The following is a 21,238-nucleotide window of genomic DNA, read 5'->3' on the forward strand; positions in this document are numbered from 1 at the left end:
AGTGCGCTGATCAGGCGTCGTCGCGGGCGTCGACGACCCGTCGGCGCTCGCAGACGGGGGTCGAACCCGCCGATGATGCGGCCATGACGACTTCCTCTCCTCGGGCCGTGCCCCGGCGAGGGGACGACGGCGTCAGTCGCGGTGAGTCGCCCACAGACGCATCGCCGCGTGATTCGTCCTCATCTGTCTAGTGCTGCGTTGGCCGCCGGCGACGTGACGTCCGAGGGTTGGGCAGGACGTCAGCGTGGTCACGCCGGCGACGGAGCCGCGGTGCCGTCGGGCCAGGTGAGGGTGCGCGCCGATGTGAAGTGGCGGGGGGTGCCGTCGACGGGGTCGACGAACGCGAGCGTCTTCGCGAGCAACTGCAGCGGACGCGTGAAGTCGTCGATGTCGTCGTCGAGACGCACGTGCGGATAGAGCGGATCGCCGACGATCGGGATGCCGAGACCGTTGAGGTGCAGGCGCAGCTGATGGGTGCGGCCCGTGGCGGGGGTGAGTCGGTAGGTGGCGACGTCGCCGCGCACCTGCCCGAGTTCGATGTCGGTGATGGCGTTGACCGGCGCCCCCGGCACCTCGAACGCCTGCGCGAGGCCGTGCTGCTTGCGGATGTGCGACTCGACCCGACGCGGCAGCTCGAGCGACGGGTCGTACGCCGCGACGGCCTCGTACGTCTTGCTCACCTGCCGCGCTTCGAAGATGCCCTGGTATGCGGCGCGCCAGCGTGGCTCGCGCGTCAGCAGGAGCACCCCCGCGGTGAGCCGGTCGAGGCGGTGAACGGGCACGAGCGTCGGTTCGTCGAGCATCGCGCGCGCCTTGACGACGACCGACTGCGTGACGTGCCTGCCGCGCGGGATGGAAGCGAGGAAGTGCGGCTTGTCGACGACGACGATGCGTTCGTCCTCGTGCAGCACCGTGAGTTCGAACGGCACCTCCGGCTCCTCGCGCAGCTCGCGGTGGAAGTGGACGAACGTGTGCGGCCGGTACGGTTCGTCACCGTTCCAGGATCGGCCGTGGTCGTCGACGAAACGGCCGCGTTCGAGCATCCCGTCGACGTCGACGTGGTCGGGCAGCTTGTCGTGCAGGAACGCCCGCATCGTCGGCCAGGGCATGGGGTTCGTGCGGTCACGATCGGGCGTGCGCACCCATGCGGCACTGAGGCCGTGACGGCGGGGAAGGGGATGAAAATCTGGCACGGACGGCGCTCGCGAACCGTCAGGCGCCCGCGGGCGCGCGGCCCGTCGCGGCGGCGTCAAGGGCGGCGAGGCCCTTGTCGACGTCCTTCGCCACTTTCGCGTTCATGCGGATGAGGGTGAACAGGACGCGCTGCGGCGCGCTCTGCGGACCCGTCATCGTCCAGGTGACGTCGGTTCCGCCGTCAGCGGCGGGGGAGAAGGCGAAGTGGGAGGTGTTCTCCGACTCGAACGGCGCCGTGAACGTGAGCGCGACGGTGATCTCGTGCGGCGTCGAGTCGAGGATCTCCATGTGTCCCGACCCGGCCTTCTTGTCGCCGGCCCACTCGTACTGCGCGCCGACGCCACGTGCGGCCCCCGAATAGGTGCGGCGCAGCTGCGGATCGAGCCCCTCCCACGGTGACCAGTGCACCCACTCGTGGAAGTCGTCGACGAACCCGTGCACCTGCTCGAGCGGCGCAGCGATGTGACGGCTGCGACTGACGCGGAACTCACCCATGCCCCAGAGGATATGCGGGAGCCGCCCGAGCTGCCGCATGCACGGTCCGCTGCCCGTCGGCTGCTCAGCCGAGTGGGATGACAGGGCGGGCTGCGGTCGTCCCCCGGTCGCCCGCGTGGCCTACCTCGCAGCAGGAGTCGCGGAGACAAGGAGCAGGGCGCCGGGCGCCCGCAGGTGCCTCCAGCCACGTAGATTCACGGCATGGGAATCTTTCAGGGCCTCGCCGGCAACATGCAGCAGATCGACCCGCAGCAAGCACATGAGCTCTACGGCCCCTGGCTGCTCGAGGGTGAGCAGATCCAGTCGGCGTACAAGATGCTGCGCGACGGCTTCTGCATGACCAACTTCCGCATCATCACGCTCGATCACCAGGGTGCGACGGGGAAGAAGACTCGCGTCAAGTCGATCCAGCTGGCTGCGATCGTGGACGTCACCGCAGAGACCGCAGGCGGAGGAGTCGACGACTCGGAGATCACGATCACGTACGTCGTGACGCCTTACCTCAGGGCCCACACCCTGCAGTACGGCGAGTACACGTTCGAGTTCCCCAAGAACTTCGACATCGCGGCGCTGTATCGGCATCTCATGGGCATCGCCCTCAACAACCGTCAGAACCTGAACCGCGCGTGACAGTGGTGCCTGCCGGCCTGCGTGCGTAGCCGCTCGACGCGGGGCGGCGCGCCGAGCGAGATGTCGCCTGCGCGCCGAGTTGGGGACTCGACGCGCATGACAGGATCGGGCAATGGTCGAGACGGACGCGTTGATCCCCGAGTCGCTGCGAGCGCTGATGGCCGGTCGGGCGGCTGACGGCGCCGGGCTGCCTGACGGTGAGGCGTGGCTGCGCAGCGTCCCGAAGACGCTCGAGACGCTGCTGGGCACCTGGCGTCTGACGCCGGACGGGCCGTCGATGCACGGTCAGTGCGCGCTCGTCGTGCCGGTGCGGCGGGGTTCGGAGCGGCTCGCGCTCAAGCTCGCGTGGCCGCACGCCGAGGCGCGGCACGAGCACCTGGCGCTGCGCGCGTGGCGCGGTGTCGGAGCGGTCAAGCTCGTCGCGGCCGAACCGTCGTCATGGGCGCTGCTGCTCGAACGGTGTCGGCCGGCGACGCAGCTGGTGGAGATGTCGTCGCTCGACGCGGCGGAGACGATCGGCGCGATCCACCGGCGTCTCGCCGTGCCGGCGTTGCCGCAGCTCGACACGGCGTCTGCGTGGTGCGGCCGGATCGCCGAGCGGCTGACGGGGGAGGAGCTGCCGATGCCGAGGCGGTTCGTCACCCAGGGGGTGTCGTTGGCGAGATCGCTCGCGCAAGAGCGTGGTGTCGACGCGACGCTCGTGCACTCGGATCTGCACGACGACAACGTCATGAACGTGACGCGAGCCGGAGCTGTTGGCGGGCTCGTCGCGATCGACCCGAAACCGGTCGCGGGAAACCTCGCGCTCGCGGTTGCACCGTTGTTGTGGAACCGGTGGGACGAGGCCGCTGACGCCTACAACCTGAGGAATCATCTGCGTTTTCGCGTCGATTACGCGTGCGACCCGATGGGCGTCGCGCCCGAAGCGGCCCGGGCATGGACGATCATTCGGGTGCTTGCCAACGCCTGGTGGGCCTGCCACGACGCGCGCGAGCGACGCGCTCCTGCACCGGATCTGACTCGCGAGGTCGCCATCATCAAGGCCATGCAGGGCTGACGTTCACCCCTGCCCGAACGCCTCGGTTCGAAGGCCTCAGAGAGCTTCCGACTACTGCCCAGCGGCCCCGCCCCACGTGCGATGTACGTCCCCATTCGCGATCTGCGTAGCCATCGGCGACTCACGTCCACCTTCGCGATCTGCGTCCCCATCTGCGATTTTCGGAAGCATTCGCCCCGGCCGTCGCACGTGGCAGGTGAGGTGCCCGGGCCGTGCGGAGCGTCGCGCCACCCGGCGGCGGGCCATCTCGTACGCTGTGGCCATGAGCCATCCCACTGATTCGTCGACGCCCGCCGCGCCCGTCAGCTCGGCCCCGGCGCCTGCGGCGCCACCCGCCGCATCGACCGCCATCCTCACCCCTGAAGCGATCGCGACGGCTGCCGAGGCCGCGATGGCCAAGCGGCCTGTGCGCGAACCGTGGCGCATCGCCATGCTCGCCGTGCTGGGCGGCGCATGGATCGCGCTCGGTTTTGTCTTCTACATCACGACGCAAACGGGCGCGTCGACGATGCCGTGGGGCATCTCGCGCACCATTGGCGGCGTCGCGTTCTCCGTCGGCCTGCTGCTCGTCATCGTGACGGGCGCGGAGCTGTTCACGTCCTCGACGATGACGATCATCGCCAAGGTCGTTGGACGCATCACGTGGCCCCAGTTCGCGCTGCACTGGGTGATCGTGTGGGTGTTCAACTTCGTCGGCGCGCTGCTCGTCGCGGCGCTGTGCTACTTCGGTGGGCTGCAGACGAACGGTAAGAACGGGTGGGGCAAGGTCGTCCTCGACGGCGCGGCTGCCAAGCTGCATCACTCGTGGGGTGAGGCGTTCGTCCTCGGCATCTTCGCGAACCTCGCGGTCTGCCTGGCGGTCTGGATGGCGTTCGCCGGCAAGACGCTCGTCGACAAGGCGTTCGCCGTCGTCGGGCCGGTCGCGCTGTTCGTCGCGACGGGTCTGGAGCACTCGATCGCCAACATGTTCTTCCTGCCGCTCGCCATGATCTTCAAGGATCACGGGGGAGCGAAGTTCCTCAAGGGCCTCGACATGTCGGCGTACTCGGATCTCACCTGGACGCATGTCTTCGTCAACAATCTGCTGCCGGTGACGCTCGGCAACATCATCGGTGGCGGGCTCATCGCGGGCCTGTACCAGTGGTACGCGAACCGTCCGAAGGTCGAGGCAGCTGCGGTCTGAGGATCGCGCTTTACATCCATTAGCTATATTTATGGCGCAGGGGAGTTGCGTCAGGAGGAGACCACCGTGAGCGATGTCGACAAGGCGCAGGTCCTGGAGGACCTCGTCGCACACCTGAGTGAGCGCCTCGACCAGGCCGACGAGGCTGTCGGCCTGCGTCAGCAGGTCGGCGAGGTGATCGAGCAGGACGAGCAGCGCGTCGACGACGTCTCGCATCAGGAGGACGCTGGCGACATGCACGACATGCTCCAGGAGGTCGACAAGACGCAGCAGCGCATCGTCGAGACGGCGAAGGCGTTGACGACGACGGCGTGTGACGTCGTCAAGCCCGGCGCGGTCATCAGTTTCGGCGGCGAGCATTTCGTCGTCGGCGTGGCGACGGACGAGTTCACCTCGGGCGGCACGACCTACCTGGGCATCTCACCGGACGCACCGATCTACGCAGCCATCGAGGGCAAACGAGCCGAAGACACATTCGAGTTCAACGGCACGATGTTGACGCTCGACGACGTGTCCTGACGCTTCGGGCGCGCGGACGTAAGCGTCAGCAGTCTGGCGGCGAGAGCCAGCAGTGGGTCATATCGCACACAGCGGTGTGACCCACTGTCATTGGGACCTCTTCTGCGCCACGTTCGTCATCCGATAATCTACATTATGTTAAGTAAGCGGACGAGGGGCCTTCCCCAGCACCCCCACACGGCCTGTCGCTTTGCTTCCAGGGTGAACCAAGAGCAGATAGCCAGGACCACGCCGCCTATTTGTTGCATCCAATTTGAACCGCGCCGCCCGGTTACAGGCCGACCGGGTGGAATGACCGCTTCTTGTCCCCGATGAGGGAAACGGCCGGTGCTTTCCGACCGGACGTGGGTCGTCGAGCGGTAGCGGCACCCGGTGCACCGCCGCCCCTAAGCGGACTAGGACAGATGGGGACACAGTACGGGCTACGCTGGGCCGTCACGCGCAGAGCGCGCGAGACGCGCCCAGTGCGGCTGTCGCGAACCCACGATCGGGAATACGGATGAACCCCCTACCACCGCCGCCCTTTTCCAACATGTTCAGCGGACCCGGGGCGGAGCGGCCATGAACGACGCCTTGTCCCTCTTGACCGGTGTCGTCGTCGTTCTTGCGATCACCGCAGTGACCGCGTACTTCGTGGCGCAAGAGTTCGCCTACATGTCCGTGGACCGCTCCAAGCTGACGGCTCGCGCGCAGGCAGGCGATGACACGGCACGCCGCACCCTCGCTATCACCCGCCGCACCTCGTTCCTCCTGTCCGGCGCGCAGCTCGGTATCACCGTGACAGGCCTGCTTGTCGGCTACGTGGCCGAACCACTCATCGGAATGGCGCTGTCGTCCATGCTGGGCGGAGTCGGCATCCCCACCGGCATCGGCCTGACCGTGGGCGGCATTCTCGCAATCACCTTCTCCACGTTCGTGCAGATGCTGTTCGGTGAGCTTTACCCGAAGAACTACGCTATAGCTCGCCCCGAGCAGGTCAGCGGCGCTCTCGCACGGTCGAGCGCCCTGTACTTGAAGGTGTTCGGCCCGGCCATCTGGGTGTTCGACAAGTCCGCTGAGCTGCTGTTGAAGCGTGTCGGCATCGAACCGGTGCACGACGTCGAGCAGGCCGCCACAGCGGATGACCTGCACCACGTTGTCGAGGCGTCGAAGCAGACGGGCGACCTCGCGCCGGAACTGTCAGACATGCTGGATCGCATCATCGACTTTCCCACCGAGAACGTCGCTCACGCGATGATCCCCCGCGCTCAGGTCGACTCAGTGCGAACTGAAACAAACATCGCTGAGATGCGCGCTCTCATGGCGAGCGGGCACACGCGCTACCCCGTGATCGACGGCACCGACGACGTCGCCGGTGTCGTGCACCTCGTCGATGTGCTCGCCGCGCAGGATGGCGCTCGGCCGGTCTCGTCGGTGATGCGTCCGGCACTGATCGTTCCTGAGCTGATGGGGTTGTCCACCGCGTTGAGCGAACTCGACCGCGCCAAGCAGCAACTCGCATGTGTCATCGACGAGTTCGGCGGGTTCACCGGCATCATCACCGTCGAAGACCTGGCAGAGGAAGTTGTCGGGGAAATCACCGACGAGCACGACCCGGTCCTACCCGAGTATGCGCCGCTGCCCGATGACGGCCAGTGGGTGATGCAAGGGTCCGTGCACATCGACGAGGTCGAACGTGCTCTTGACGTAGACCTGCCCGAGGGTGAATACGAAACGGTGGCGGGCCTCGTGGTGGGTCGCCTCGGTACGCTCCCGCGCGTCGGTGAGCGTGTCGTCATCGACGTACCCCAGGGCCCGCGTGTACTGGCCGTGGATGAGGACGCCCCGCCATCCCGCCTCGACATCGAAGTTCTTGCTGTGGAACGGCACGTGCCGTCCCTGCTCAGGTTGACCCTGCTCGAACCAGAATCAGCCCCGCACGACACCGAGGAAGAAGGGAGCGACCGATGAATCCCTTCGCCACGACTATCGCGACAATCGCCATCATCGCCCTGTCGGCGTTCTTCGTCGCCGCCGAGTTCTCCCTCATCAACGCGCGCACCCACCGCCTTGAAGACAACCCGTCAGCGTCCGCGCGTGCCGCGCTTCGCAGCTCGGGCGAAATCACGATGCTCCTCGCAGCGTCACAGCTTGGGATCACCGTGTGCACCCTCGCATTGGGTGCCATCACCAAACCTGCCGTGCACCACGCCCTGATGAGACCCCTGGAGATGGTCGGCCTGGGTGAGACGGCTGCCGACGTCGCCGCGTTCGTCCTCGCGCTCATCATCGTCACGTTCCTGCACCTCGTCATCGGGGAAATGGCGCCCAAGTCATGGGCGATCGCACACCCCGAAAAGTCCGCGATCATGCTGGCGCTGCCGATGCGCGCTTTCATGCGTGTCACACGTCCGATCCTTGCGGCGTTGAACCGTGCCGCGAACTGGCTCGTGCGCCGCTCCGGTGTCGAACCGGTCGATGAAGTCAGCGAATCGCAAGACTCGACGTCATTGCGCCAGCTCGTCGAGCACTCAGCGAGCGTCGGAGCGCTCGACCTCGCCTACCGCACCTCACTGACAAGTGCAATCGACCTTGAACGCCTGACGATCGCAGACCTGCTTGACGGGCGTGGCGCCCCTACGGCGGCTCCCGCCACGGCAACCGTCGGTGATGTTCAGGCTGCCGTGATGCGCAAGGGGCACACGCGCGTGTTGCTGATGGAGCCCGCCGGCGCTGGTTCCGGCGTACGGGGCGTCGTGCACGTGCGAGACACGCTGATGCTCCCCGAGGCGACACCTGCGGACACCGTGGCCCGTCCCGTCCTCGAACTGCCCCGCGACACGGCCCTGCATGAAGCGCTTCGGCTGATGCGTGAAGGCAGCCACCAGCTCGCCGTCGTCACCGACAACGGCGCTTTCAGTGGCGTCGTCACCCTGGGCGACATCCTGCCCAAACTGCTGCCCCGCGCAGACGCGGTGACAGACGGCGCGGCGTGACGCTCGCCTCCCCGAGCTATTTGCCTGCTTGGTTCGCTTCGGATGCAAACCTGGAGTCGTCATCGACGCTCCGCGAAGGGCCTGATCCTCACACCGCGCGCGCAGAGGTCAACATTCCTCGGGCCGACGTCGTCATCGAGCCCGGGGGCGACGGTTCGCTCGAGCGTCTGCGAAACGAGAGCCACCGCGGCTGGCTGCAGGAGGCTGCGCAGCGAGATGCCATCGGCGCGAGTGTTTGCACGGTCGCTCGCCTCCTTGCCGCCGCGGGGTTGCTGCACCAGCGCCCGTTCACGACCTACCACGACACGTTCGCCAGCGTCGCGGCCCTCGACCCCAAGGCCCAACCATGCCCGGGTCAGCGATGGATCGACGACGGGCAGGTCATCACGGACGCAGGCGTCTTCGCCGGCATCGACATGGCCCTGCATCTCGTCGGACGCCCCGCCACCCCTGAGCGCGCACGCGAGGTCCAAGATGGGATCGAGTACCGCCCGGCGCCCCCGACGTGGGCGTCCCGATCATGACCACGCTGTGCCCCGCCGACACGGGGACGAGCACGTCGCACACCTCGTTGGCGTGGCGCGGACGTGTGATCGAACGCGTAGCATCCATCTGAACGACAACCATTCCAGGAGACCGCCATGAACGCACCCCGTCCCCCTGTCCCACCCTTCACAGCCGAGACAGCGGCCGCAAAGGTGCAAGCTGCCGAGGACGCGTGGAACACGCGAGACCCCGAACGCGTCGCCGGCGCCTATACGCCGGACACCGTGTGGCGAAACCGCGGCGAGAGCATCGTCGGGCGTGACGCCGTCATCGAGTTCCTCACTCGCAAGTGGGCGCGCGAACACGAATACCGGTTGCGCAAGAACCTGTGGGCGTTCACCGACGACCGCATCGCCGTGCGTTTCCAGTACGAGTGGCATGACGATGACGGTCAGTGGTGGCGTTCCTACGGCAACGAGCTGTGGCACTTCGATGCCGACGGTTACATGAGCCGTCGCGAGGCGAGCATCAACGATGTCGCCATCACCGAGGCCGAACGACGCGTACGGCCCGGACGAGGCGAACTTCCACCCTCCTGAACCCGCGCGCAGGCAGCGGTGCCGGCGTTCGAGTCACACCCGGCGCTGCAAGCGTCGATCAGAGGGGCGCACGCGCGATGGAGGTGACGCCTCCAGCGTTGTCGCTACGACCTCGCGAGCGTCGTCCGGGCCGCCACTCGGGACGACTCGACCCCCAGAAGCTCCCGAACCGGATCCAGCGACCCGGGCACACTGCGGTAGTAGACCCACGTGCTGCGACGTTCTGAGGTGACGAGCCCAGCGTCGCGCAGCTTGCGCAGGTGATGCGAGATCGTCGCCTGCGACAATTCCAGGTCCGGCAGGTCGCAGACACAGATCTCCCCCGGCGCCGCCGCGACGATCGCGTCGAACAGGCGTAGACGCGCCGAATCGCCGAGCGCCTTGAACACGGCAGCAGCGCGCGCAACATCTTCGTCGTTCGCCACGACTCGAGGCGCACCATCCCGCGACGTCGCCTCACCTCGCCGCTCGCACCCGTCGATCGTCACTCAACTATTTTGACACATGTCGAATCACGCCTCACGATGGCACCGTATTCACCGATGACGAAAAAAGGCGGCCGACCGTGAACTCCCCTGCATCGCCCCGCGCGAGACTGTCGACGCTCGACCGCTTCCTGCCCGTGTGGATCATCGCCGCCATGGTGACAGGCCTCCTGTTGGGACGCCTCGTGCCCGGCCTCGACGACGCCTTGTCAGCCGTCGAGATCCAGGGGGTCTCGCTGCCCATCGCCATCGGGTTGCTCATCATGATGTACCCGGTGCTCGCCAAGGTGCGTTACGACAAGCTCGACGCCGTCACGTCCGACCGGCGGCTACTCGGCGCCTCGCTCGCACTCAACTGGATCGTCGGGCCGTTGCTCATGTTCGCCCTCGCGTGGATCTTCCTGCCGGATCTGCCGACCTACCGAACCGGCCTCATCATCGTCGGCCTCGCGCGCTGCATCGCCATGGTCATCATCTGGAACGACCTCGCCTGCGGCGACCGCGACGCGGCTGCGGTGCTCGTCGCGCTCAACGCGCTGTTCCAGATCGTCGCGTTCGCCGCGCTCGGCTGGTTCTACCTCAGCGTCCTGCCCGGCTGGCTCGGCCTCGACCAATCACATCTCGACGTCTCCCCCTGGCACATCGCCGCGTCGGTTCTCGTCTTCCTCGGCATCCCGCTGCTCGCGGGTTACCTCAGTCGCCGCATCGGCGAGAGGCGTTGGGGCCGTAAGGCGTACGAGTCGCGTTTTCTGCCCCGCATCGGGCCGTGGGCGCTCTACGGCCTGCTGTTCACCATCGTCGTCCTGTTTGCGTTGCAGGGCGCACAGATCACGTCGCACCCCCTCGACGTCGCCCGCATCGCGCTGCCCCTGCTCGCCTACTTCGCGCTCATGTGGGGCGGCGGCTACCTGCTCGGCCGGGCCCTGGGCATGGGCTACGAACGGACGACGACTCTCGCCTTCACCGCTGCCGGCAACAACTTCGAGCTCGCCATCGCCGTCGCCATCGCGACGTTCGGCGTCACCTCCGGCCAGGCACTCGCCGGGGTCGTCGGCCCGCTCATCGAGGTCCCCGTTCTCGTCGCTCTGGTCTACGTCAGCCTGGCCCTGCGCGATCGCTTCCCCCAACCCATGCTCGAGGCCGGCCACGATGCCCCGCGCTGACCGTCCCACCTCCTCGCCCGATGGCGCAGCTGACGCGGATCGTCGACCGCGCGTCCTCTTCGTCTGCGTCAAGAACGCTGGCAAGTCGCAGATGGCGGCCGCGCTCACGCGCCATTTCGCTCGCGAGCGCCTCGATGTCCACTCCGCCGGCACTCAGCCCGGCAGGGCCGTGAACGCGGAGTCGGCGACCGCCGTCGCCACCCTCGGCGCAACCTTCGACGGCGAACATCCCAAGGCCATCGACCCCGCCGTGCTGCGCACTGCCGACCGCGTCATCATCGTCGGCTCTGCTGCACGGCTCGAACCGATCGACGGCATGCTCGCAACGATCGAGACGTGGCACACCGATGAGCCGTCGACGCGCGGCATCGAGGGCACCGAGCGCATGCAGCTCATCCGCGACGACATCGCCGAGCGCTGTCGCACGCTCGTCAGCGAGATGCTCCACCGAACTCAGGGGTGAACAGAACTACCTCCCTCAGGCGCAAGATGGCCTTTGTCGACGCCCCGCCCGTTGATCCGTCGCACCTCGCGCCCTCAGGCCCGCCATGACGCTGGGCGACGACGCACAGGACGGACGCTTCTTCGTCTGTGTTGTCGTCGTCTGGAGTGGTTACTGCCAACAGCACGCGTACCGCGCTCGCCACGAGCTGGGTGCGTCAGCGACGCGGGTCGATCATCGTCACGCCGGAGAGCGGCGAAGCGTCGAACGTCGGCAGCATCGCCGCGCCGTCGTCGAGGCTGACGGTGCGGGCGATGAGTCGCCCGGGATCTAGTCGGCCGTCGTCCACGAGCGCCAGCATCGCCGGATAGTCGGCGGCGGCCATGCCATGGCTGCCGAACACGTCGAGCTCCCAACCGATGACGCGCGCCATCGGCACGCGCGGATGCCCGCCCACCGGCGGCAACAACCCCACCTGCACGTGCCGCCCACGACGCCGCAGCGCATGAATCGCGTCAGAACACGTCGATTCGCTGCCCACCGCGTCGACGGCGACGTGCGCTCCGCCACCCGTGATCTCGTGGACGCGGGCCGCCACGTCGACAGGCTCGTTGGTCTCAGCGACCCCGGCGCCCCTGGCCAGGACGACGGCGTCCGCGCCCTCGCGCGTCGCGAGCGCCAGCGCGTCGGCGTTGCGGTCCACGGAGACGACACGCGCCCCGAGCGACTTCGCGATCATGACGGCGCTGAGTCCGACTCCCCCGGCGCCGACGACACACACCCATTCACCCGGCTGCACATCAGCACGAGCCGTCAGAGCTCGAAAGGCCGTCGCGAACCGGCACCCGAGGCTCGCGGCGGCCGCGAAGCTCACAGCGTCGGGGATTGCGACGAGGTTCGTGTCCGCGCGTCGCGCGACGACGTACTGCGCGAACGATCCCCAGTGCGTGAACCCCGGCTGATCCTGGGTCGGACAGACCTGCGCGTCACCGGTGCGACACCACTCGCAGGCGCCGCAGCCCTCGACGAACGGCATCGTCACCCGCTGCCCGACCCGCCAGTTCACGACGTCCGAACCGACCTCAGTGATCACCCCGGCGAACTCGTGACCGGGCACGTGCGGCAGCTCGACGTCATCATGACCGGCCCACGTGTGCCAGTCGCTGCGGCACAACCCCGTCGCGCGCACCTCGACGAGGACGGCGTCGTCAGGCAGGGCGGGCACCTCGACCTCCTCGACGCCGACGGCCCCCGCGATCTCTTGCATTACCACTGCGCGCATCGTCATCCCGCCACTGTGGCAGATCGCGAGAACACGTGCTCTACGGAAGCCACCCGATCTCGAGGGGTGTTCAGCGGCCGCCGGTCGTATCGACGTCACCGAACCCCGGCGGCAACCCGGCGATCCCGACCAGCAACTTCGGGTCGATGCTCTCGCCGCGCCGGACGACCGTCAGCGTGCCGCGCGGTTCTAGGACGGCGAGGGCGACGTCGTCGAGGTGCCGCACTCCCCCGGCTCGCAACCGTTCGTGCAACCGCTCGGCGGTGAGGCCGACGTGGCGCAGTGCGTCCGGGCGTGCCCGCCCGTCGATCATGACGGTCCACGCCCGGGCGCGACCCGCGGCGCGGTGGCTGCGCATCGACATCACCGCGTGCAGCCGTCCGAAACCGAACTCCAGGACGAACAGGGTGGCCATCGCGACGAGCGCACCGCACAACGTCGGCGAGTTGCCCAGCATCGCGCGGGCGCACAGCGCCCCGAGGACGGTGAACACGGCGACGGACATCGTCGAACCGGCCGCCAGATACCGTACGCCCCAGAAATGCAGGATCGCGACGAAGACGGCGTACAGCACCACTGTCGCGACGACGACGACGCCGACGACGCCACTGGCGCTGATGCCGATGTGCGGCCAAATGTTCACACCGCCCCCTTTCGCACCTGTCCCCCGGCGACCAGTGTCTCCTACCCCCTCATACCGTTCCGAGCTGGCCCCGGCGCGCAGCTGCACGAGTTCTGCGCATCTGCACGAGGAATATCGCGCACATTCCTCGTGCAGATGCTCAAAAGTCATGCAACGTCGCGGCCGTGCGCTGCGCGCCCTCCACCACCTGCCGCACGGGCGTCAGCCGACACAGCGACGCCACAGGTCGGCGACAGCGGACCCCACGGTGCGTCACCTTCACTTGGTCTCAACACGTCGACGCACCGCCGTCGCCGTCGCCCTCGCGCCAACACATCGCGACGCCAGGGACGCACACCATCGCAAGCCCGAGCACTCGCCCCAAGGAGCATCCCATGCGCAGCCCCGCCCTCGTCGCCCTCACCGCAGCATGCTCGGCCGCCATCGCCGCCCCCTTGGCAATCGGCGTGCACGACGGTTCCCTCAGCGCGTTCGACGCCGGCTCCGTCACCCGTCAGCTGCGCAGTCAGCTCGACGCCGCCAGCGCTCGCAGCACCACCGATTCGGGCAGCTCATCCACTGACACGGATCAGGGCGGCGCCTCGACGCCGCAAACCGCACCCGACGGCTCGAGCACATCGCCGTCGAACGGCGGCGCGCAAGCCAGTGGCGCGTCATCCAGCGGAACGACGACGCGCGCCACCGCCGCTCAGAGCAAGGGCGTCGTCATGATCGACGTGGCCACCTCGAGCGGTGAGGCTGCGGGCTCGGGCATGGTGCTCACGGCCGATGGCACCGTCCTGACGAACTACCACGTCGTCTCCGGCTCGACGCAGATCCGCGTCACCGTCCCGAACGGCGGGTCATACACGGCGAGCGTCGTCGGGCACGACGAATCCCACGACGTCGCCGTGCTCAAGCTCAGCGGTGCGAAGAACCTCGATACCGTCACTCTGGACACCGACGGAGTCAGGACGGCCGAAGAGGTTCTCGCCGTCGGCCAAGGCGGCGGCGAGGGCGTGCTCTACGCCGCCTCCGGCATCGTGACGGCGACGGGGCGCTCGATCACCGCCTCCGAACAGGGGTCATTGTCGTCCGGTGAGAACCTGACGAACCTCGTGCAGACGAACGCGCCCATCGTCGGCGGCTACTCCGGCGGGCCTCTGTTCGACGCCGCGGGCAAGGTCGTCGGAATCGACACCGCCGCATCCGCGACGAACTCGCTCACCGGCTATCAGCGCAGCAACGCCGAGGGGTACGCCATCCCGATCACGCAGGCCAAGTCGATCGCCGACGACATCCTCGCCGGCCGCAAGACGACGACGAATCACATCGGCGCGAAGGCCGCCCTCGGCGTGGCCGTCGTCCCGAGCTCGTCGTTGCGGGGCGCCAGCGACACCGGCGTCGTCGTGCAGCAGGTGCTGAACGGCTCGGCTGTCGCAAGCACGGGGATGACGGCGGGTGACACGATCACCGCCCTCGACGGCAAGGCCGTCACCTCGACCGACTCCCTCAGCTCGCTCATGGGCACCCGCTACCCCGGCTCGACGATGAAGGTGACGTGGAGCGACACCTCCGGCGCGTCGCACACGGCGTCCGTCACGCTGCAGAAGTCGACCGCGAACTGACGCGTCGCGGGTCTCGAGGTGGCCTTGCGCCATCTCGAGACCCGCGTGCCCGGCATCGGGACGCACGAGAGCAACTCGCCCCCTTGCATCCCGATCCAGCCGGGCCGGGCGCCACCGTCAGCAGCTCGTCAGGACGCAAGATCCTCGGCGTATGCCTGACCGGCGGCGATCATGTCCTCACGGGACACGACCTTGACGCGCTCGCGGCCGGCGCTCTCGCCGAGGGCGATCTCGTGGGCGTCGAGACGCTCCCAGTGATCCCAGAGCGTGATCTCGACACCCGAATCAAGCAGGTGACGTAGCAGCGCGTCCGGGTCGCCGCCACTGGGCGTGGGCAGCGAGTCGAGGTCCTCGAGCAGGCACGCAATGGTCTCCGATGCATCCGACTTCGTGTGCCCGATGAGCCCGACGGGGCCGCGCTTGATCCACCCCGTCACGTACGTCGCCGGCATCACCTCGCCGCTGACGTCCGTCACGCGGCCCGCCTCGTTGGGCACGACGCCCGCGGCGTCGTCGAAGGGCAGGTCGCGCAGCGGCGAACTGTAGTACCCGACGGCGCGGTAGACGGCCTGTACGTCCCAGTCGCGGAACTCGCCCGTGCCGTGCGTCGTCGCGTCGCCGTTGAACTCCTGGTGCTCGGTGCGCAGGCCGACGACGCGGCCGTCCTCGCCGAGGATCTCGACGGGCGCCTCGCACAGGTGCAGGTGGATCTGGTGCGGCGCGCCGCTCGGCTCGTTCTCGAGGTACTTGAGCAGCGTGTTGACGACGAGCTTCGTCGACTTGCTCGCGTTGATCGCGGCCTGGCCGGCCTCGTCGATCTCGAAGCCCTCCTCGTGCACGATGACGTCGATGCTCGGGCTGTGCGACAGCTCGCGGAACTCCATCGGTGAGAACTTCAACTGCGCCGGGCCGCGGCGCGCGAAGACGTGCACCTCCGTCGCCTGGTTCGCCTTCAACCCGTCGTAGACGTTCTGCGGGATCTCGGTCGTCAGCTGCTCGTCGGCGGGCTTGGCGAGCATGCGCGCGACGTCGAGGGCGACGTTGCCGGCGCCGAGGACGGCGACCTTGCGCGCCGTCAGCGGCCATTCGCGCGGCACGTCGGGGTGGCCGTCGTACCAAGAGACGAAGTCTGCGGCGCCGAAGCTACCGTCGAGGTCGATGCCGGGGATGTCCAGCGGTCGGTCGCTCGAGGCGCCCGTGGAGAAGATGACGGCGTCGTAGTGCTCCTGCAGCTGTTCGAGGTCGAGGTCGGTGCCGTAGTCGACGTTGCCGATGAAGCGGATGCGATCTCCCGACAGCACGCGACGCAGCGCCTTGATGATCTCCTTGATGCGCGGGTGGTCGGGCGCCACGCCATAGCGCACGAGGCCGTACGGTGCGGGCAGCCGGTCGAACAGGTCGACGCGCGCGCCCTCGTGCTGCTTCGTCAGGATGTCCGAGGCGTAGATGCCGGCCGGGCCGGCTCCGATTACGGCGACGCGAAGGTCTCGCATGCAATCCCCTTCTGCAGGTGGCACGGCGTCGGCCGTGCGGTGGTGGCGTCGTCGGGCAGGGTGATGTCCGGCAGGCGTCATGAACGAGTTGTTAGCGTAAACATAACCAGACATTACTTGTCGAACGGTTCGTCGACGCTTCTCATGCCATGTTAGGTCTGCCTAACGTCCAGCACCAATCCCCCACGACGCGAACGGCGCTCGCCTCTCGCGAGACGAACGCCGGTCTGCGGCGGGATGCCGTCAGGCGTCGGCGGGCGAGCGCTTGCGCCCACGATGTGGCAGGAACGTGCCGTCCTGCAGGCTCGACTCGATCTCTTCGAGGCTGCGACCCTTCGTCTCAGGAACGAAGAAGTACACCGTCACCCAGGCGATGACGTTGATGACGGCGTAGAAGATCATCGCGCCCGGCAGCGACAGCCAGTCGATGAGCGTGAGGGCGGTCAGCGTGATGAGCAGGTTCGAACCCCACAGCGCGGCCGCGTGCAGCGCCGTCGCCGCCGAACGCACCTTGAGCGGGTACAGCTCCGAACCCATGAGCCACCCGACGACCTGGATGCCGCCGGCCTGGAAGAACATGAAGGACAGGATGAGCGCGAGCGCGACGCCCGCAGGCGGGTCGTCGTTCGTCACCCAGAACGCGATGCCGAACGCGGCGATAGACACTGCGGCTCCGGGCAGCATGACGAGCATGAGACGGCGACGCCCGATGCGGTCGACGACGAACTTACCGAGCGTCGTCATGACGAGATAGACGACGCCGACGCCGACGTTGCCCGCCTGCGCCATGTCGTCGGAGAAGCCGACGTTGTTCTTCAGGATCGTCGGCGTGTAGTAGATCATCATCTCCAAGCCGGTGATCTGCGTGAAGATCGCGACCATGATGCCGGCGAACAGTGCCGGGCGAATCCACTTCTCGCTGAACAGGGTTCGCCACTCCCCCTCACCGGAGGCCTGCTGCTCCTCGCGGTAGGTGCGCTTGATCTCGGCGATCTCCGCGTCGACCGCGCGCGTGCTCGGACGCACCCAGCGCAGCACCCGACGAGCAGGGTTGACGAACCCCTGCTGCACCAGCCAGCGTGGACTCTCCGGCAGCGGCTTCATCCCGATGAGCAGCACGAGCGCCGGAACGACAGCGGCGGCGATCCGGACCCGCCAGCTGATCGCGGAGTCGCGGAAGTAGTTGACGAGGCTCGCGGTGAGGATGCCGACGCCGATCGCGACGTTGAAGAACGTCACGTAGCTGCCGCGCTTCGCGGGCGGTGCGAGCTCGGAGATGTACGTCGGGATCGCCATCGTCGAGCCACCGACGGCGAGGCCGAGGAAGACGCGCGCGAGCGACAGCGTCCACCAGTCGTTCGCGGCGCCGCTGAGCAGCACGCCGATCGCGAACACGGCCGCGATGCCGATGATCGCCTTGCGCCGCCCGACCTTCTTGACGATGACGCTCGTGCCCAGCGCACCGAGCACCGCGCCGAGCAGGATCGATGAGGTGATGATCTCCGTGATGTTGTGCGCCGCCGAGCCGAAGCGCTCCTCGTTGATGTGGAACTCTTCGGTGACGTGCAGCATCGCACCCGAGATCACGCCGGTGTCGTAGCCGTAGAGCAGCCCGCCGAACGCGGCGAGGAACGACACGTGCAGCACATGTCGACGCGCCAGACGCTCCGCTTCAACGGGGCTGACGTCGTCGTCGCGGGCTGCGTCGGGGATGCCGCCGAGGCGACGCTCGGCGTCGGTCAACTCGTTCGGGGCGATCTCGGCACCCGGTGCGTCGAACATCCGCCATCCATTCTCGAGGCCTGCCCAGCGACGCGGCAGGAGGAACCAGGGGTCGAGAGTGAACCTATCCAACGCGCGTTCGGGCTGCGAAACCGGCGGGCGCGGCACCCGCGACCCGGCCACGGCCCCCACCTGCAGCGCTGATGCAGGCCAGCGGGCCGCTGACGTACCGTAGGCGCATGTCAGTCTCGAACCAGTCCCGCGCGGTCGATCTGCGCGTCACCGGCACCGTTCAGGGCGTCAGCTACCGTGCCGCGTGCGCCGAGCAGGCGCGCACGCTGGGGCTCGTCGGCTACGTCGAGAACCTCGATGACGCCGCGGTGCACGTCGTCGCCGAGGGTACGCCGGACGCCGTCGAATCGCTCGTGGACTGGTGTCACGACGGCCCCGACGCGGCGTCCGTCGACGACGTCGAGGTGCGAGACGTCGCCCCCGAGGGTTACGACGACTTCACCGTCCGCCGCTGAGCGCGTGCACTGCCACTATTTCGACGTCGGTGCGTGCCGCTCGTGCACGAACCTGGCCGTGCCGTACGACGAGCAACTCATGCGCAAGCAGACGTCCGTCGAGCACACCCTCGCCCCACGAGTGGCGCCCGAGGCGTGGCTCTCCCCCGCCGCATCGCGCCCGGCCGCGTTTCGCAACAAGGTGAAGCTCGCCGTCGGCGGCCACGTCGACGCTCCGACGCTCGGGCTCGCACTGCCCGGGCGCCCTGCCGTCGACCTGCGCGAGTGCCCCATCCAGGAACGGCCGATCTGGGACGTCGTGCCCGACCTCGCCGGGTTCATCACCTACGCACGTCTCATGCCCTATGACGTCGACGCGCGCACGGGCGAGCTCAAGTTCGTCATCGTCACCACCAACACTGACGGCGAGTTGCTCGTCCGCTTCGTCGTGCGCACCAATGACGGAGTTGACCGACTCAGCGCCGCCCTGCCCGCCCTGACGGACCGCCTGCCGCAGATCGTCGCCGTCTCTGCGAACATCCATCCGGAGCACAAGGCCGTCGTCGAGGGGGATGTCGAGATCGCCCTGACGCCCACGCAGACGCTGCGTGCGGCCGTCGGCGACGTGACGCTGTACCTGCAGCACCGCAGCTTCTTCCAGACGAACACCGATGTCGCCGCGGCGTTGTACCGCCAGGCGCGCGCGTGGGCCGACGACGTCGACGCTCGTCAGGTGCTCGACCTGTACTGCGGCGTCGGCGGCTTCGCCCTCCATCTTGCGGACGGCACCCGCCGCGTCCACGGCGTCGAGATCGAACCGAGCGCCATCGACAGCGCCCGTCGCAGCGCCACCGAAGCCGGGTCGGACGCGACGGTGACGTTCGACGTCGGCGACGCGAGCACCCTCGTCATGCCCGAGCACGACGTTCCGGATCTCGTCGTCGTCAACCCGCCGCGACGCGGCATCGAAGCGCTCGCCGACGCGCTCGAGCGCAGCTGCGTCGCGCACGTCATCTACTCGAGCTGCAACCCGACGAGCCTCGCCGCCGATCTCGCCGCGATGCCGAGCTTCGACGTGCCGGCCGCGCGACTGTTCGACATGTTTCCGCACACCAACCACGCCGAGGTCGCGGCGCTCCTGTCACGCCGGCCCGCGTGAGTTGAGTCACGGCCCGAACTCGTAGTCGACCGGAGCCCGAGAGCGCCCCCGCCCGCAGACGGCATCGATTTCGTCACAAAATCCGGTGTGGGGCACCCCACCTCATAGGTTGTCTGATCTTCACCCTAGGGTGAACGGCGTCACAGTTCAGCCGCAAGATCGGAAGCCATCCGTGTCGGATCAGTACGACCACGACGTATCGTCGTCGCCCACGCCACCACCGCGCAGTTCCGCCGAGGGCGCGCCGCCGGAGGTCTCCACGGCCGCGACATCCCCCAAGAAGGATCGCAGCCACTACCTCTACATCGGCGTCATCGTCGCCGTCATCGCCGGCATCGTCTTCGGTCTCGTCGCGCCGGACGCGGCGAAGGCCTGGAAGCCGCTCGGTGAGATGTTCGTCAGCCTCATCAAGATGATGATCACGCCGGTCATCTTCTGCACGATCGTGCTGGGCATCGGCTCCGTCCGCAAGGCCGCGACGGTCGGGCGCGCAGGAGGCATGGCGCTCGCCTACTTCCTCACCATGTCGACGTTCGCGCTTGCGATCGGTCTCGTCGTCGGCAACATCATCCAGCCGGGCCACGGGCTGACGGTCAAGCACGGATCGGCCGACAAGTACGTCAAGACGGCCGAGAAGTCGGGCGGGTTCATCGACTTCCTCAAGAGCATCATCCCCGACACGTTCTTCTCCGCGTTCACCTCCGGCAGCGTCCTGCAGGTGCTGTTCATCGCACTGCTCGTCGGCTTCGCCATCCAGCGCATCGGCGACTCCGCCGAACCCGCGCTGCGTGCGATCGCCACGATGCAGAAGATCGTGTTCCGCGTGCTGTCGATGGTGCTGTGGCTCGCCCCGATCGGCGCGTTCGGTGCGATGGCGGCCGTCGTCGGTGAATCCGGCGCCAAGGCCGTCGGTGAGATGGCGAAACTGATGGCGGGCTTCTACGTCACGTGCGCGCTGTTCATCTTCGTCATTCTCGGCGCGCTGCTGTGGGTCGTCGCGCGCGTCAACATCTGGAAGCTGTTCAAGTACCTCGGCCGCGAGTTCCTCCTCATCCTCGCGACATCGTCGTCGGAGTCGGCGCTGCCGAACCTCATGGCAAAGATGGAGCACGCCGGCATCAACCGCTCCACCGTCGGCATCGTCGTGCCGACGGGGTACTCGTTCAACCTCGACGGCACCGCGATCTACCTGACGATGAGTTCGCTCTTCATCGCCGACGCGATGAACATGCCCATGTCGATCGGCGAACAGATCGGCCTGCTCGTCTTCATGATCGTCGCCTCCAAGGGTGCGGCCGGCGTCACCGGCGCCGGTCTCGCCACCCTCGCCGGCGGCCTCAGCAGCCACAAGCCCGAACTCGTCGACGGCGTCGGCCTCATCGTCGGCATCGACCGCTTCATGTCAGAGGCCCGCGCACTGACGAACTTCGCGGGCAACTCGGTCGCGACGGTCCTGATCGGCACGTGGACGAAGACGATCGACCGCGAGCGCCTCGGTGACGTGCTCGGCGGGCGCGACCCGTTCGACTACTCCTCGATGGAGGACGATCCGCACTCCTCCGGCGTGCGCGGCGCGTCGCCCGTCGCGCAGCACTGAC

General features: G+C 67.8%; 21 protein-coding genes. 14 read left to right on the forward strand and 7 right to left on the reverse strand.

All coding sequences use genetic code 11. The features are described from left to right. Positions 1-248: 248 nt before the first annotated feature. Together DYE07_RS02180 and DYE07_RS02185 are read right to left on the reverse strand one after the other, a co-directional pair. Positions 249-1,109, reverse strand: a complete 861-nt coding sequence (locus tag DYE07_RS02180) for a pseudouridine synthase (RefSeq protein ID WP_006947219.1) — start codon at positions 1,107-1,109, stop codon at positions 249-251. Positions 1,110-1,212: 103 nt separating this feature from the next. Next, on the reverse strand, positions 1,213-1,689 hold the full coding sequence (locus tag DYE07_RS02185; protein ID WP_160126204.1) for an SRPBCC family protein: 477 nt from the start codon (positions 1,687-1,689) through the stop codon (positions 1,213-1,215). 201 nt (positions 1,690-1,890) lie between these two features. Here DYE07_RS02185 and DYE07_RS02190 point away from each other — a divergent pair, with 201 nt between their 5' ends. From DYE07_RS02190 to DYE07_RS02225, 8 genes are all read left to right on the forward strand, one after another. Next, positions 1,891-2,319, forward strand: a complete 429-nt coding sequence (locus DYE07_RS02190) for a PH domain-containing protein (RefSeq protein WP_006947257.1) — start codon at positions 1,891-1,893, stop codon at positions 2,317-2,319. 112 nt (positions 2,320-2,431) lie between these two features. After that, on the forward strand, positions 2,432-3,376 hold the full coding sequence (locus tag DYE07_RS02195; RefSeq protein ID WP_115296239.1) for an aminoglycoside phosphotransferase family protein: 945 nt from the start codon (positions 2,432-2,434) through the stop codon (positions 3,374-3,376). Positions 3,377-3,638: 262 nt separating this feature from the next. Then, positions 3,639-4,559, forward strand: coding sequence for a formate transporter FocA (locus DYE07_RS02200; RefSeq protein ID WP_115296240.1), 921 nt, complete (start codon positions 3,639-3,641; stop codon positions 4,557-4,559). 66 nt (positions 4,560-4,625) lie between these two features. Next, positions 4,626-5,078 carry a hypothetical protein gene (locus DYE07_RS02205; protein WP_074039257.1) on the forward strand — a complete coding sequence of 151 codons (453 nt, stop codon included), beginning with the start codon at positions 4,626-4,628 and terminating at the stop codon, positions 5,076-5,078. Positions 5,079-5,639: 561 nt separating this feature from the next. Next, positions 5,640-7,028 carry a hemolysin family protein gene (locus DYE07_RS02210; protein WP_115296241.1) on the forward strand — a complete coding sequence of 463 codons (1,389 nt, stop codon included), beginning with the start codon at positions 5,640-5,642 and terminating at the stop codon, positions 7,026-7,028. Then, positions 7,025-8,053, forward strand: a complete 1,029-nt coding sequence (locus DYE07_RS02215; RefSeq protein ID WP_115296242.1) for a CNNM domain-containing protein — start codon at positions 7,025-7,027, stop codon at positions 8,051-8,053. Before DYE07_RS02210 ends, DYE07_RS02215 begins: the two co-directional genes overlap by 4 nt. Further along, on the forward strand, positions 8,050-8,577 hold the full coding sequence (locus DYE07_RS02220; protein WP_115296243.1) for a DJ-1/PfpI family protein: 528 nt from the start codon (positions 8,050-8,052) through the stop codon (positions 8,575-8,577). Before DYE07_RS02215 ends, DYE07_RS02220 begins: the two co-directional genes overlap by 4 nt. A 117-nt stretch (positions 8,578-8,694) precedes the next feature. After that, the gene (locus DYE07_RS02225) at positions 8,695-9,138 is read left to right on the forward strand and encodes a nuclear transport factor 2 family protein (protein ID WP_038568072.1); all 444 of its coding nucleotides are present in this window, start codon (positions 8,695-8,697) and stop codon (positions 9,136-9,138) included. A gap of 104 nt (positions 9,139-9,242) precedes the next feature. Here the strand turns inward: DYE07_RS02225 and DYE07_RS02230 are convergent, their stop codons facing one another. Beyond that, entirely contained in the window at positions 9,243-9,563 is a 321-nt protein-coding gene (locus DYE07_RS02230; protein ID WP_050786461.1) for an ArsR/SmtB family transcription factor, read from the reverse strand. A gap of 140 nt (positions 9,564-9,703) precedes the next feature. Here DYE07_RS02230 and arsB point away from each other — a divergent pair, with 140 nt between their 5' ends. Both arsB and DYE07_RS02240 read left to right on the forward strand, forming a co-directional pair. Next, entirely contained in the window at positions 9,704-10,786 is a 1,083-nt protein-coding gene (gene arsB, locus DYE07_RS02235) for an ACR3 family arsenite efflux transporter (RefSeq protein ID WP_115296244.1), read from the forward strand. After that, positions 10,773-11,249 (forward strand): arsenate-mycothiol transferase ArsC, encoded by a 477-nt coding sequence (locus DYE07_RS02240; RefSeq protein WP_006944362.1) that lies wholly within the window; start codon positions 10,773-10,775, stop codon positions 11,247-11,249. Before arsB ends, DYE07_RS02240 begins: the two co-directional genes overlap by 14 nt. A 196-nt stretch (positions 11,250-11,445) precedes the next feature. Here DYE07_RS02240 and DYE07_RS02245 read toward each other — a convergent pair whose 3' ends face one another. Beyond that, complete coding sequence (locus DYE07_RS02245) at positions 11,446-12,510, reverse strand: alcohol dehydrogenase catalytic domain-containing protein (protein WP_115297060.1); 1,065 nt, start codon at positions 12,508-12,510, stop codon at positions 11,446-11,448. A 70-nt stretch (positions 12,511-12,580) separates the two neighbouring features. Beyond that, the gene (locus tag DYE07_RS02250) at positions 12,581-13,153 is read right to left on the reverse strand and encodes a DUF421 domain-containing protein (protein ID WP_172462932.1); all 573 of its coding nucleotides are present in this window, start codon (positions 13,151-13,153) and stop codon (positions 12,581-12,583) included. Between the two features lie 374 nt (positions 13,154-13,527). On the opposite strand from DYE07_RS02250, the gene DYE07_RS02255 reads away from it, so the two are divergent. Further along, complete coding sequence (locus tag DYE07_RS02255; protein WP_115296246.1) at positions 13,528-14,760, forward strand: S1C family serine protease; 1,233 nt, start codon at positions 13,528-13,530, stop codon at positions 14,758-14,760. 128 nt (positions 14,761-14,888) lie between these two features. On the opposite strand, the gene DYE07_RS02260 is transcribed toward DYE07_RS02255, so the two are convergent. Further along, positions 14,889-16,253 carry an FAD-dependent oxidoreductase gene (locus DYE07_RS02260; RefSeq protein ID WP_115296247.1) on the reverse strand — a complete coding sequence of 455 codons (1,365 nt, stop codon included), beginning with the start codon at positions 16,251-16,253 and terminating at the stop codon, positions 14,889-14,891. Positions 16,254-16,496: 243 nt separating this feature from the next. After that, entirely contained in the window at positions 16,497-18,035 is a 1,539-nt protein-coding gene (locus DYE07_RS02265) for a sugar porter family MFS transporter (protein ID WP_115296248.1), read from the reverse strand. 179 nt (positions 18,036-18,214) lie between these two features. Between DYE07_RS02265 and DYE07_RS02270 the strand changes: the two genes are divergently transcribed. From DYE07_RS02270 to DYE07_RS02280, 3 genes are all read left to right on the forward strand, one after another. Further along, the gene (locus DYE07_RS02270) at positions 18,215-18,502 is read left to right on the forward strand and encodes an acylphosphatase (RefSeq protein WP_006944351.1); all 288 of its coding nucleotides are present in this window, start codon (positions 18,215-18,217) and stop codon (positions 18,500-18,502) included. A 4-nt stretch (positions 18,503-18,506) separates the two neighbouring features. Beyond that, a complete protein-coding gene (locus tag DYE07_RS02275) occupies positions 18,507-19,640 on the forward strand; it encodes a methyltransferase domain-containing protein (RefSeq protein ID WP_115296249.1) in 1,134 nt (377 codons plus the stop codon). 172 nt (positions 19,641-19,812) lie between these two features. Then, positions 19,813-21,237 (forward strand): C4-dicarboxylate transporter DctA, encoded by a 1,425-nt coding sequence (locus tag DYE07_RS02280; protein WP_006944345.1) that lies wholly within the window; start codon positions 19,813-19,815, stop codon positions 21,235-21,237. Position 21,238: the final 1 nt, after the last annotated feature.

Origin of the sequence: Dermacoccus nishinomiyaensis, from assembly GCF_900447535.1 — a bacterium.
Lineage (GTDB): Bacteria > Actinomycetota > Actinomycetes > Actinomycetales > Dermatophilaceae > Dermacoccus > Dermacoccus nishinomiyaensis.